Annotated in this window: 12 protein-coding genes; 8 read left to right on the top strand and 4 right to left on the bottom strand. The window is 38.5% G+C overall.

The genetic code is table 11. From position 1 onward, the window contains the following. Positions 1-21 precede the first annotated feature (21 nt). Together ND2E_RS01185 and yghU are read left to right on the top strand one after the other, a co-directional pair. A complete protein-coding gene (locus tag ND2E_RS01185) occupies positions 22-1,110 on the top strand; it encodes a Solitary outer membrane autotransporter beta-barrel domain (protein ID WP_033095843.1) in 1,089 nt (362 codons plus the stop codon). A gap of 362 nt (positions 1,111-1,472) precedes the next feature. Further along, a complete protein-coding gene (yghU, locus tag ND2E_RS01190) occupies positions 1,473-2,369 on the top strand; it encodes a glutathione-dependent disulfide-bond oxidoreductase (protein ID WP_033095842.1) in 897 nt (298 codons plus the stop codon). A gap of 155 nt (positions 2,370-2,524) precedes the next feature. Here yghU and ND2E_RS01195 read toward each other — a convergent pair whose 3' ends face one another. After that, positions 2,525-3,337, bottom strand: coding sequence for an enoyl-CoA hydratase/isomerase family protein (locus ND2E_RS01195; protein WP_033095841.1), 813 nt, complete (start codon positions 3,335-3,337; stop codon positions 2,525-2,527). Between the two features lie 145 nt (positions 3,338-3,482). Here ND2E_RS01195 and ND2E_RS01200 point away from each other — a divergent pair, with 145 nt between their 5' ends. The 3 genes from ND2E_RS01200 (at position 3,483) to ND2E_RS01210 (ending at position 7,631) form a co-directional block, all read left to right on the top strand. Next, entirely contained in the window at positions 3,483-4,433 is a 951-nt protein-coding gene (locus ND2E_RS01200; RefSeq protein WP_033095840.1) for a LysR family transcriptional regulator, read from the top strand. A 325-nt stretch (positions 4,434-4,758) separates the two neighbouring features. Then, positions 4,759-5,436, top strand: a complete 678-nt coding sequence (locus ND2E_RS01205; RefSeq protein ID WP_033095839.1) for a DUF2913 family protein — start codon at positions 4,759-4,761, stop codon at positions 5,434-5,436. Between the two features lie 362 nt (positions 5,437-5,798). Beyond that, entirely contained in the window at positions 5,799-7,631 is a 1,833-nt protein-coding gene (locus ND2E_RS01210) for a monovalent cation:proton antiporter-2 (CPA2) family protein (RefSeq protein ID WP_033095838.1), read from the top strand. A gap of 89 nt (positions 7,632-7,720) precedes the next feature. On the opposite strand, the gene ND2E_RS01215 is transcribed toward ND2E_RS01210, so the two are convergent. Next, entirely contained in the window at positions 7,721-8,641 is a 921-nt protein-coding gene (locus ND2E_RS01215) for an MBL fold metallo-hydrolase (protein WP_223303713.1), read from the bottom strand. A 344-nt stretch (positions 8,642-8,985) separates the two neighbouring features. Between ND2E_RS01215 and ND2E_RS01220 the strand changes: the two genes are divergently transcribed. After that, positions 8,986-9,165, top strand: coding sequence for a hypothetical protein (locus ND2E_RS01220; protein WP_033095836.1), 180 nt, complete (start codon positions 8,986-8,988; stop codon positions 9,163-9,165). Positions 9,166-9,224: 59 nt separating this feature from the next. On the opposite strand, the gene ND2E_RS01225 is transcribed toward ND2E_RS01220, so the two are convergent. After that, on the bottom strand, positions 9,225-10,160 hold the full coding sequence (locus tag ND2E_RS01225; RefSeq protein WP_033095835.1) for a DMT family transporter: 936 nt from the start codon (positions 10,158-10,160) through the stop codon (positions 9,225-9,227). Between the two features lie 393 nt (positions 10,161-10,553). On the opposite strand from ND2E_RS01225, the gene ND2E_RS01230 reads away from it, so the two are divergent. Together ND2E_RS01230 and ND2E_RS01235 are read left to right on the top strand one after the other, a co-directional pair. Beyond that, positions 10,554-11,447, top strand: a complete 894-nt coding sequence (locus ND2E_RS01230) for a DMT family transporter (RefSeq protein WP_223303712.1) — start codon at positions 10,554-10,556, stop codon at positions 11,445-11,447. After that, positions 11,440-12,279, top strand: a complete 840-nt coding sequence (locus tag ND2E_RS01235; protein WP_033095834.1) for a methylated-DNA--[protein]-cysteine S-methyltransferase — start codon at positions 11,440-11,442, stop codon at positions 12,277-12,279. Before ND2E_RS01230 ends, ND2E_RS01235 begins: the two co-directional genes overlap by 8 nt. A 79-nt stretch (positions 12,280-12,358) precedes the next feature. Here ND2E_RS01235 and arsJ read toward each other — a convergent pair whose 3' ends face one another. Next, complete coding sequence (gene arsJ, locus ND2E_RS01240; protein ID WP_033095833.1) at positions 12,359-13,642, bottom strand: organoarsenical effux MFS transporter ArsJ; 1,284 nt, start codon at positions 13,640-13,642, stop codon at positions 12,359-12,361. Positions 13,643-13,647: the final 5 nt, after the last annotated feature.

The raw sequence follows: 13,647 nt of genomic DNA, 5'->3' as shown, positions 1-13,647 counted from the left end.
AAGGTAAAAAAGGTTGTTGTCGTGGTGGATTTCATTTTTATTATTTATACTAGTTACATTACAGGCCCACCGTATGAAACAGCTAATCAGATGTTAATTAGACAAAAATTTTATTTTAAAGCACTGGTTATCTTAATTTCATCTTTATTAAGTCATCATGCAAGCGCTAATAATACAACGCATTTTGAAGAGGTATTTTCCACTACTGTCGTACTAACCGATTCAGAAACAATAAGCTTAGGGGTTGGTAACTTTGATCCCGATAAGTTATTAAAACCTCATGAAAACAGTTTTTCCGATAGCGAGTCAATTAAACTGAGAAATGAATTAACCGTTTACAGCATCCCTTATACTTGGCGTTTAAATGACTATAAAGCTCAGAAAAAAGGTACATCAACAGAAACCCCTAGCTATTTTTATCTAGATGAAATAACCGCATCTCTCTCTTACCTTAGGCAAAAAAATACCAGTGACTTGTTATCTAACTCTGCGACAGAAGATGAAAATAAAGATGAGATTTTTTCAGCTTACCTAGCCTATAGCCTGCATAGAAAGTTAACTGAAAATTGGAACTTAAGAATAAGGCTTGGTTCATATCTAATGCACCATAAAAATACTTATCGCTATAACAGTGACGAATCAGCGCAATACAGGCCTGAGTTAGATGGTGTTTATTTGAACCTATCGGCCAATGCTTTCATTATTGAGCCCAATTTAAAGCTAAGTTATCGACAAAAAAAATCTTGGGGAAAGTGGGAGCTTAACAACGATTTAAACCTATTTTCAGGCACAACCTTTAACGGAGCTAAATCTAGTCAAGGTGCTAAACCTAGCGGTTGGCGATTAAACAATGGTTTTAAATTTCACTTTAACGTTAATCAATCAAAATTTCATGCTGAATCTATTTATGTAAAAATTCAGCGGTCCGATATTGGTGGTGACATGGTTAATAGCTTAGGGACTGATCACTTTTATGAGTTTGGGTTAGGTTTATTACTCGACACCCGTAAGTTCACTAAATTAGCTGACAATATCGGCATCGGTATAAACATTCATAAAGGCAGTGCTCTCAGTGGTGGCAGTATTGTATTTTACTTTAATGAGCTTTAACATCGCTTTTGTTCTGAGATAACGTTGTATTTACTAAACCCGCTCATCCCACCCGAAAGAGAGTTACTCATTTGTCAGCACGACTTATACCACTGATCTTATCCCCTTTAAAGTTTCAATTAGCAGACAGTTTTTAATATACAAAGATGTGTGATAATGCGCTAAAAAAGTAAAAACAGAGCAATCAATAACTTTATTCTACTATCAAAATACAATTAATACATTTACTCTGGTGAAATAAAACAAACTTAAGTAATGTCTACTCAACCATGTGTATCTTAAATATTACTATTATTAGTCAGTGATAAACTGTTTTCATTAATAACAATTTTGAAAAATTAATTAACATTATGGAGCTGAACATGTCTGAATCTACCTACGTACCACCAAAAGTATGGCAATGGAAAACAGAAAGTGGTGGTCAGTTCGCCAGCATCAACCGCCCTATTGCTGGCGCGACCCATCAAGCAGAATTACCCGTAGGAAAACACCCGCTTCAGCTATACTCTTTAGCGACCCCGAACGGCGTCAAAGTGACAATTCTACTTGAGGAATTATTAGCCTTAGGTATCAAAGAAGCCGAATACGATGCCCATTTAATTGAAATTATGGAAGGAGATCAATTTGGTTCTGGTTTCGTCGACGTAAACCCCAACTCTAAAATTCCCGCTTTGGTTGATACTTCTACCAGTACGGTTGATAAAAAAAGTGGTGCAAATAAACTGCCTATTTTTGAATCTGGCGCGATATTGCTGTATTTAGCAGATAAGTTTGATGCTTTTATACCTAAAGAGCCGTTATTGAAATCGCAATGCTTATCTTGGTTATTTTGGCAAGTGGGCAGTGGTCCCTATTTAGGTGGCGGCTTTGGTCATTTCTACGCTTACGCACCTGAAAAGTTTGAATACCCGATAGAACGATTTACCATGGAAGTGAAACGTCAACTTGACGTACTAGACCGGCATTTAGCGAATAATAAATTCATGTGTGGCGAGCAATACACAATTGCCGACATCGCTATCTGGCCTTGGTATGGCGCATTAATGCAGGGTGAACTTTATGAAGCAGCAGAATTTCTGCAGACGCAAGAATATAAAAACCTTGCGCGATGGACTGAAGAGATTAGTAACCGCGCGGCAGTGAAGCGTGGAATAAAAGTCAACCGCACTTGGGGAGAGTTAGACGAACAGTTACATGAACGTCATGATGCCAGCGATTTCGAGCTAAAAACGCAAGATAAACTCACTGTCACTGAGTAAATGATTTATTAACCACTGTGAGAAAAATAGCTATCCATGTAGACGAGCGTTTTTTATAAAAATATATCACGCATAAGACCGTTCGATCTTCAAACGTCCGAAACTAAATATCAGCGGCAAGCCCTTTTGAGTCTGCCGCTGATACTGCGTTAGCTTTATTTTGAAAGCTCTGAGGCGGTATCAACAAAAATACCTTGCATATCTTTCGCCTCACGTTCGGTTTGACCACCATGTTTAAGAAACGCAGCAATAATGGTTTGTGTTTTCTCCTCCTTCGCACGATCTAAAAAGTATCTAAGCTCAAGCTCAGTACCAGCCGATTCATCTATTATCGAGGCCGCGATAATTTCTTTATACATCACAATATCACGAATCTCCCAACCAACAATGATTGCTAATAATTGCGCTAAAAAGGCATCAAGTTGGTCTTTAGGAACAAACTGAGTAATGATATTTAACGCTTCAGCTTGTTGCGCGGTAAAATCCGCACCTGTAAGCAATGCTTGCAGTGCTTTACCTTTTCCTAAACGGCGGGCAAACTGCACTGCGCCTTGGCCACCCGTTGGAATATTTATATATAATTCTGGTTGAGCATAAGCTGAATTTTCAGTGCCATATGCTAAGTCACACGCCATAACAAACTCATTACCGCCTCCACGAGCCACACCATCAACAATGGCAATAGACAGCTGTTTCATCGCTTTGATATTAGCAATCAAATGATTAAACTCTATTGATGCGGCTTGTCCACCTGACGTACCGTTAATGACATTAAGGTCTAGGTGGGCAATAAAAAATGCCTGATGAAAAGATTTAAATACAACAACTTTAGTGTCACGGTCATCTTTTAATGACAGGATAAATTCGTTTAATTCGTTTATTAAATCAATCGTTAAAATATTTACAGGAGGGTTTTTAATTAACACAGTAGCCACGCCAGCTTCTTGGGTTATCATTAATTTTTTCATTTTACTCTTCCTCTTAAGGTAGTCAGTGCTGCAACAATTAATTCGTCACTTCGTATTTACGCAATTATATTACGATTAAGATATGTAGCTAAAAACAAGGCAAAGTGAACTATACTGATGCCAATCAGGAACCAATGGAGTATTTATGGATCTCGCTAGTCGACTACTGCTTTTACTTGAAGTCTCAGAGTTAGGTAGTTTTGTAAAAGTCTCAGAGCATAGAAATGTCAACAGATCTGCCATTTCTAAGCAGATCAGAAAACTTGAAAACGAGCTTGGCGTGCAATTATTGAATCGCACAACACGCTCATTATCATTAACAGCCGCTGGCGCTGAAATGGTGAATCAAGCAAAGCAACTGAGAGACTTACTTAATAACTCAAAACGCTTAGCAGAAAACTATCACTGTGAACCCAGAGGAGAGCTAAAAATTTCCAGCTCTTCCTTGTTTGGTCGCCAATATGTGCAGCAAGCTGTTTTGGCCTTCCAGGCGAAGTACCCTGATATACGCATAGAGCTGCTTTTAGAAGATCGAATGGTCGATTTAGTGGGTGAAGGCTTTGATATAGGCTTTCGAATAGGAGAGCCAAAAGAGTCTAACCTCATTGCTAAGCAAATAGCCAAAAATAGAATGCTGATCGTCGCCGCACCTGCATTTATTGAAAAATACGGAAAACCGAACACAATACCAAAATTAGAAAGCCTACCTGCAGTGGTCTATTCGGCTCAAGGTTTATTGATTGACAAAGTGAAATACCTTGATGGAAAAGATAATGAAGCATTTATTCAGCTCAATAGTACTTATAAGGTAAATGAAGTTGAAATGCTGATTAATACTGCTCTAGCTGGGGAAATGTTCACGGTAACAACCGCCCAAATGATTGAGAATGAGGTATTAGAAGGTAAATTATTACCAATCATGACGCATATCAATTTAGCAGATTACGGGACTTTTTATGCTGTATACCCACATCGTAATCCTCCTTTAAAAACCAAATTATTCATCGAAATCCTTAAACAAGTGGTTGGAGATGATAAACCCGTTTGGGAGACTCGAATACCTGGATTCGACAAGATGTATAAAAACAACACATAGTATGCTTCACATTGTTCACCCTTCATGTACAAAGCTGAGTATCTTATCTTTCAACATATTGCATCACCACCTAGTCAACACCTGATATTCCATTATTTGTAAAAAACATATGATCGATATATAAGATATCTTCAGTAAACGTAGGAGTAAATCTACCCATTGAAATATATATATGAGTAGAATTGTACTCATTTGACTGCCCATTCATTTTGGAATAAAAAGTATTTACAATATTATCAACCGCTTACTTAAATTTTAAAATTGGCTTGATATTCGCTTAAGTGAGTTTTATCTAATGATCCAGTAAGCAGAAAAATCGACCTTAATGAAAGAACTACAATTTAACAAATCAACCGATCTCTATAATTTGATTTTAGGTGGATTGATCGCACTTACCTCAGAGCAAAATATCGGCAAAGTTACTTATCGCCCTGTCAGTGAAAATATCTTTTTAGGGAAATGGTTAAAAAAAGCTAAGCAGCAAAAACGCTATCCAAAATCTATAGCAACCGAGATTGATACCCTCATAGAGCTATATGCAATTGAAGGAAGAAGTGCTGACTTAGCGGCATTGTTTAATCAATTTTTTAGCGAATTTAAGATGCTCAAAAATATGTCACAAAATGTCAACTTACCCCCAAAAACGAGATTTGATAATGCAATGAGTGAACTTACTCAAGATGACTGGCATATTTCACTGCCCATCATCCAAGATCAGAATATAAGTGAACCCTATAGAGCTAAATTTAATAAAGAGATTTTTACTACGAAATGGTATTGGGATGACGCTTTTAATTCAAAAGAAGAATTAACAAAACTAGTCAGTATTTTTGTTGTTTCAATGCCTCAAGATGTTATCGATTGCTTATATCATCATGGGTTTATTCTGATCAAAGGAGTAACAAGTAGAGATGATGATGGTAAGTATTATTATCAGTACAAAATTTTTCCAAATAATCAATGTATCGGTAACGCGGCCATTCCAACAGAATATCAAAATTAATCATTAAGATAGCGATATTGAAAACTCTGCTTAAAGCAAGAAGTAAGAAGTAAGATAAATTATAAAAATAATGAAAAATAGATTTAAACGTGATTAAAAAGTGAAAGCTATACCCGCCAATAAACAAACCGTCTTACATGTTATTAGGATGGTTACTGTGATAACTGCGCTGCCGCATAACCTCCGATTAGGGTCACATAAAGCCATAGTGCCTTCAATCCAGACTATAATTTCACTTTAAAATGATGTTAACAGTAAAAATTTAAATTAATCCCCATAAATCAAGCTACTATTGTTCATAGTATTAATAACAAAGTCTGCATGGCTCAGATGAACAAAAACAAACCTATCAGGAGTAAGCGATGTTAGAAATGGCTGTGATATATCTCGCCGCGGCAATCATTGCCGTGCCCATAGCTAAACGTATCGGCCTAGGCTCTGTATTAGGTTACTTGCTAGCAGGTATTTTGATTGGGCCTTTTTTGTTGGGCTTAGTGGGCGATCAAACTGATGTAATGCATTTTGCCGAATTCGGTGTTGTAATGATGCTATTTTTAGTCGGTCTTGAATTACAGCCTTCTCGTTTGTGGAAGTTGAGGCATTCAATTATTGGCTTAGGCGGCTTGCAAGTTGTGATAACAACTCTATTAATTTCGGCGGCCTGTTATACCATTTTATCACTGGCGTGGCAGACCTCGCTTGCTATAGGTTTGATGTTAGCCCTTTCATCGACCGCCATTGTTTTACAGACATTAAATGAAAAAGGTTGGATAAAACAAGAAGCGGGTCAAAACGCTTTCTCCGTATTACTTTTTCAAGATATTGCGGTTATCCCTATTTTGGCCTTAGTCCCATTATTAGCATTTAGTGACAACATTAGCGACTCAGGCCCTCACGAGAACTTAATAGAACATTTGCCGGTGTATATTCAAACAGCCATATCAGTCGGTGTAATTACGGCAATTATATTGGCGGGTAAGTATGTTTCTGCCCCTTTATTTCGTTATATCGCCGAGACACGCTTACGAGAGTTGTTTACCGTCTTTGCTTTATTTCTTGTCATTATCATTGCGGTAATCATGCAAAAAATAGGGCTATCACCTGCGCTAGGAACGTTTTTAGCCGGAGTGGTTTTAGCCGAAAGTGAATTTAGACACGAACTAGAAGTTGACATTGAACCATTCAAAGGGCTGTTACTTGGCTTATTTTTTATTACCGTTGGCGCTTCAATAGACTTTCCATTATTGTTTGAAGAGATGGCCGTAGTGACTTTATTTGTCGTATCGTTAATTGCCATTAAAGCCATTGTGTTATTCGTGTTATCTATTTTATTTAACATGGGAAAAAGGCAGAAGTTACTCTTTACGCTAGCCTTAGCACAAGGAGGCGAGTTTGCTTTTGTGCTGCTATCACTCACCTCTAGCTTACAGATACTCACACCAGAACAAAGTAAAATAACCACTTTAGTGGTGGCCATTTCAATGCTGATGGCGCCTGTGTTATTGATATTCTATGAAAAAGTACTCGATAAAGAGCCAGAAAACGCCAGAGAATTTGATAAACCAGAAGACATTGAAGCAACCAAAAGCGTTATCATTGCTGGTTATGGTCGTTTTGGGCAAATAATCGGTCGTCTACTTGGCTCTCAAGGCTACCACTTGTCAATTTTAGATCACAGTCCAACGCAAATAGAGCTGCTGAAAAAATTTGGCAACAAAGTCTTTTATGGTGATGCTGCACGAAAAGACTTATTAGCAGCTTCAGGCGCACAAGAAGCACAATTATTAGTCATCGCCATTGACGATGCCGATAAAATCATTGAAATAGCCCAACTCGCCCAAAAACATTACCCTAACTTACAAATTGTTGCCCGTGCAATTGATCGCCACCATGCCTATGAGTTAATGCGTATTGGCGTAAAAACGATTAAACGAGAAACCTTCGAGTCAGCCCTAGGTTTAGGTGTTGAAGCGCTAGAATTGCTCGGGAATAGTAAAGAAAGTGCTCAACGCGCAGGTCTATTATTTTCAGAGCATGATAGAGAATCAATGCATGTATTATCTGAGGTATGGGGTGATGATCATAGTTATGGTGTTGCCGTGAAACAACGTATGGAACTGCTAAAACAAGTACTAGTTAGCGATGAAGAAGAACAGAGTAAAATACAGACTTGTCAAAAATCCTCTAAAACCTAAATCCCTATGGCGCAAACAAACGATAACTTTACGCTGCTACTTTTGATTGTTAGCATACCTTTACACGTTTACTAACAATCAAGCTACCCTTACTGCTGCCTTTTATACATCAGTTCAACATATCGTTTAATTTCTGAGTCAAAATTATTGTATAAGAGTCTGTATGTTGGCCCCAACTCATTGCTCACCTCGCGCATAATTTCACCGGGCTTTTTATTCTCTTCATAGCCCTCTTTTACGAGTTTCCATACGCCCGCGATTAAATCGGCATCACGTATTATCGACTTGCCTGAAGTTGCTTGACCATGTCCCGTTAGAACTATCTCAGGATTCAATTTTGCTACCGCATAAAGAGTCTCAATCAGATGAGGTACATTGCCATGATAGGTAAGAATCGGCATCCATTGCGAGCTTAAAACATCGCCACCAAAGATAATTTTCTGCTTGGGCAACCACATTAAAACATCACCTGGAGAATGGCCGTCATTTGAGAAAATAAATTCAACATCCAGCCCGCCAACATTACGTTTTTCTCCTTGATACAATAATAAAGTCGGATATTTAACATGCGTGGTTCCGGTTGCTCCTTTCGTCATGCGGGAAAAAGCATCCACAGGTCCCATTCCGTCTTCTTTCATTACCCTAACCGCGCGTTCACTAGCAATAAACTCAGCACCGGTATTGATAAACCCTGCATTACCCAACCAATGATCGGCATGACTATGAGAATTAACCACCCAACGAACAGGTTTATCCGTCACAGATTTGACCGCTTTTTTAATTTCGTTACCAATGATTTCAGAAGATCCGGTATCAAATAACAACACGCCTTTATCAGTAACAACAAAATGACTATTAGAATTCCAGCCTTTATTCTCAGGAGTGGGCAAACCAAATGATGGTGAAACGATGCTATAAACATTATCGGCAATGGGTGTCACCGAAAAATTAAAGCTAGCATTCTCTGCCCATGCACTGTTAAACATAGCGCCAATTACGCAGGTAGACATTATAAATTTTTTAAAAGAGTTCAACATGTATTCCCGTTATGACACTTGATGAATTTAAGGGGTGGCTACGATCGATGACCTTATCGATGAGCTGAAATTTTTATATCAAAGTCCCCTTTTTAAATACATGCCTTTGAGGTGAACTAGCGGTTTTCTCAGATGAAAGCTATATTAACGTGGTCAAAAGCCCTGCACTCATTCCTGATAAATACGCTAATACAGACGTTCATATTCTGGCGCGGTTCAACCCCAGTAAATTAAAACATGAAAAGTAAACTATAATTAGGGCTATAGCTTGGATACTTAGGAATATTAACCGACCCCTAACGCTGAGGTTATCAAACATGAGTCAGTCTATTGAACATATCAAAGTAATTAACACTGTCGAAGTAAATGGCTGCTACTTAAAAGAGCATCGCCACCATAGCGAACGCCGTAAAATGTTAAAGCTACATTTTGTTTACTACGACAGACGCTCACACAATCGTCGTCAACAATCTATCGAACTCGACATTGAGGCTTAACGTCTAGTCAAAAATTAATGTGAAAGCGGTAAGATCATTACCCATTACCGCAGCAATTTCTACTTCGCTTGTTTGCTTCTATTTTTACTCAATGCCGTAACACCAGAGCCAATAACTAAGATCACCGCACCAATAATACTCATAGTATTAAGGGGCTCATTATCAATTGCGCCAGGTAAAATATAATTAGTCATCTGCATAAAAATTAATGTTAATAAGGGCGTTATTGCTAAGGTTGCACTGACTCGTGATGCTTCCCAATGCTCAAGTGCCTCTGCAAAAGCGCCATAAGCCACAAGAGTATTTGCCCCACAAAAGAGTAATAATAACCAACCAACGGTATCTAATTCGAGGACTAGCGAAGGTATTGAGGAAGGTAAAAATGCCAAGGTGCCCGCGATATAAATAAGTACCATGATCTCTTCTGAGGCAAAATGTTTTAATAATTGTTTCTGAGCTAAAGCATAAATAGCCCATAGAATGGCGGCCAGAACAACAAAGAACAAACCAAGCGCATAGTCCCCCTGAAAATTAAGTAACTGTTCAAATCGTTGATTGAAAAATAGCAGTAATCCTAAAAAAAAGGTGAACAATCCCATCTTTTGCTTAGCATTAAAGGTTTCTTTAAAAAGATACACACCGCCGATAAGCAATAACATTGGCGCAATTTGGATCATTACCTGTGTGCTTTCTGGCGAGGTAAATTCCAGCCCTATCATATAAGAAATGTAATTTGCTAAAAGCCCAGCAATGGTAAGTATCATTAACACCATTATGCGGTTATTTTTTAGAGGCGATAAGGAAGGTATTCGTTTGGTGACGATAAGGTATCCGCCTAAAAATACTGCCGCAATAAGAAAGCGATACCAAGTAATAGTATTCACATCCATATATTGTAATAAACCTTTGAGAGCAATGGGTAAAACGCCCCATAAAATGGCTGTAGTAAGAGATAAAAATAAACCCAGTCGCCATCGACCACTAATTTCATGCATAGAAAAACACTCAGTTAACAGCACCAACGTTGGCACTGTTTAAAAAAATGTGGATTATCTAGAAAGTGCATAGCAAAAGCTATTATTATTACCCCTTGTTCGCATTTAAATCGCTATCCTCATTTTTTTATCTTCGATGGCGCAAAAATGCATCTAATGAGACCATAGGATCATATTGGGCTGTGTTTTGTGATTTATGCTAGAGCCTAATCCCCCCCCCCCACTTTATTGTTCAAAGTCATCTTATCAAACAGCCACCTTTCGGTTAACATTAAGAAAATCTGCTTTAAATTTATAAAATAACCAAAATAAGTATTAAGTTCGCAAGAATCGGGTTGAGTAACAAACGTCCTTGGTTAAGAATTAACATATTATTATGTTTTAGGATCTTTTATGTCAGCAATGAGCTTAATCCGATTACTCGTTTTAGCCGCTTTGTGGGGCGCTTCTTTTCTTTTTATGCGTATCGCTGCAAATCCACTCGGGCCTGTCGTGCTTATTGAAGTAAGAGTCGCCTTTGCCGCTATTACATTACTACTCGTGTCTATTTATCTTAAAAACACATTGAAATTTACCGATAATTTCAAACACTTTTTTATATTAGGCTTGTTTAATTCCGCCTTACCTTTTTTACTATTTGCTTATTCCGCTCAGTTTTTAACAGTATCGACCCTAGCCATTTTAAATTCTACAGCACCTATATGGGCTGCAATAATAGGCGCTGTATTGTCAAAAAAGATGTTTACCAAACGGGTTTCAATGGGGCTTGTTTTAGGTAGTATTGGGGTAAGTGTCTTGGTCGGCATGGAAGGTTTAAGAATAGGAGAAAGTGCCGTATTCCCTATAACCTGCGCTTTGATGGCAGCATTATGTTATGGCATTGCATCCAATTACGCTAAAAATGCTCCACAGGTTAAGGCTTATGATAATGCTCATGGCAGTATGTGGGCGTCAGTTATTATCATTATGCCCTTATTACCCTTTTTTCCCGTCAGAGAGAGCTTTACTTTTGATGTTCTTACCGCGGTTATGCTACTTGGGGTATTCTGTACAGGATTAGCCTATTTACTGTATTTTCGCTTAATTGCTGAGTTAGGCGCTCCTTCAGCGCTCACGGTTACTTTTTTAATTCCTATCTTTGGTATCTTATGGGGACATCTCTTTTTAGATGAAGTCATTGGCTTAAATACGCTAATAGGTTCAATACTCGTCATTACGGGTATCATGTTTGTGACGGGCTTTTCGCCAGCAGCTGCCTTTAAAAAAAGGATTTTGAAAAATGGATAACCTTGAGTCACACCGTCACTACCAAATTGTTGAAAAAGCGATCCGTTTTATCAATAAAAATTTTAATAAGCAGCCAACACTTCTCGATATTGCGGCTTCAGTGCACATGAGTGAACACCATTTACAAAGAGTCTTTTCTCAGTGGGCTGGTATTTCACCTAAACGCTTTTTACAGTTTATTACTAAACAAGCAGCATTAGATGCTTTACAGCGCACCAACAGCTTACTTGAAGCCAGTCATACCATAGGACTATCAGGCTCAGGGAGATTACATGATCTCTTAGTAACATGTGAAGGCATGACACCGGGTGAGTTAAAAACCGGTGGTGAAGGTGTTTTGATTCAATACGGTATTTGTTTAACGCCTTTTGGTGAAGCCGTTTTAGGCTGGACTTTACGAGGGATTTGCTACCTTCAGTTTATAAAAGATAGGCAAAAAACAGTGATTGATGAGTTATATCGGCAATGGCCCAACGCCAGTTTAACACTGAACACAGCGGAAGCAGCTAAAAAGGCTAACAACATTTTTTCACCCTCGCTTGAAGGCGGAAAAATACATTTGCTACTCAAAGGCACAAACTTTCAAATAAAAGTTTGGGAAGCATTAATTAATACACATAGCTCACAGCAGCTATCTTATTCACAAGTTTCCCAACTGATAGGATCGCCAAAAGCATCAAGGGCTGTGGGCAGCGCCCTTGCAAATAATAGCATTGCTTATTTGATACCATGCCACCGCGTCATTAAACATAATGGTGACATGGGTAATTATCGCTGGGGCCTTGAACGTAAAACAGCCATGCTTGCGTGGGAGCAAGCTTTGCTGGAATAAAACATCGGTGTGTTACGCTTTAACTCATTTTATTACGGCTCGATTTACTAACACTGCTAAGTCATCATCAAACAATTAACTAATGTTTCAGTTTTAGCGACAGCAAAGCAGCCGTTGCCACAAAAACACTGGATATCCACAAACAGGCTGCCAAGCCATAGTTCTGATAGACCCACCCTGAAAGCACTGTTCCTATCAACCTTCCCATGGCATTAGCCATATAATAAAAGCCAACATCAAGAGATACACCATCACTGTCAGCATAGCTGACAATAAGATAACTATGCAGCGACGAATTAATAGCGAATACCCCGCCAAAGATTAACAAACCAATGATAAGGGAAGCTTGCACGTGAAAATTGAAATGTAATGCTAAAGCAATAGCCGCCGGTATTAGCGTTAAATAACTCGCCCATAAAAACGCATCTCTGCCCGTTGGAGGGTTACCTTGTTGTGTTGAAGTAACCTTATCTTCAGCTTTTTCTGTCCCGTGTTTTGCAGCTTTATTTGTACCTTTATTGGTAACTAAGGGCGCAGCAGATTGAACAAGGCCATAACCAATAATCCAAGTTGCCATAAAGCCACCTACTCCCCAATGGTCCCAATTAAAGGAGACAGCTAAAAACACCGGTAATGCGACGACAAACCAAACATCTCTCGCGCCAAACAAGAACAACCGTGCAGCAGAAAGTATGTTGATTGACGCACTTTTTGAGAATATGTCTTTAAATTTTGGTTTGTTTTTCGCTTTACCTAAGTCTTCTTTTAAGGCGAGTAAACTAAATAACCACACTATGGTTAACAGTGAAGCCATTAAAATAATGGCACCGTTAAATTCAAGTAAGGTAAGTAATAGTCCACCTAAAAAGAAGCCAACACCTTTCAACGCATTTTTTGAGCCAGTAAGAATAGCCACCCATTGATAGAGCTTACCTTCAGCGCCTTCAGGCACCAGCAATTTAATTGAGCTTTTAGCACTCATTTTATTCAGATCTTTAGCAATACCTGATAATGCCTGAGCAAGCATGACATAAAACACAGTCAACATTTCAGCAGGAACAGCAAGCATAGCCAGTGCGATTATCTGCAAGGCTAAACCAATATTCATGGTTTTATTTAACCCAAGCCTCGCGCCTAACCATCCGCCAATAAGGTTAGTGATAACACCAAAGATTTCATAAAATAAAAACAGCATGGCAATATTGAAAGGACTGTAGCCTAACTGATGAAAATACAGCACAACAAGCATGCGTAATGCACCATCAGTTAAGGTAAACGCCCAATAATTACCTGTTATCACCAAGTATTGCTTCACTTGAGGAGACAAGGAGGGTGATAGCCCTTTGCGTGATAAAAGCCCCATGATTA

It is taken from the genome of Colwellia psychrerythraea (assembly GCF_000764225.1).
In the GTDB taxonomy this organism is placed as follows: Bacteria; Pseudomonadota; Gammaproteobacteria; order Enterobacterales; family Alteromonadaceae; genus Colwellia; species Colwellia psychrerythraea_D.
Note: the sequence above shows the minus strand (reverse complement) of the source record. Positions and strands in the feature narration are given on the sequence as shown.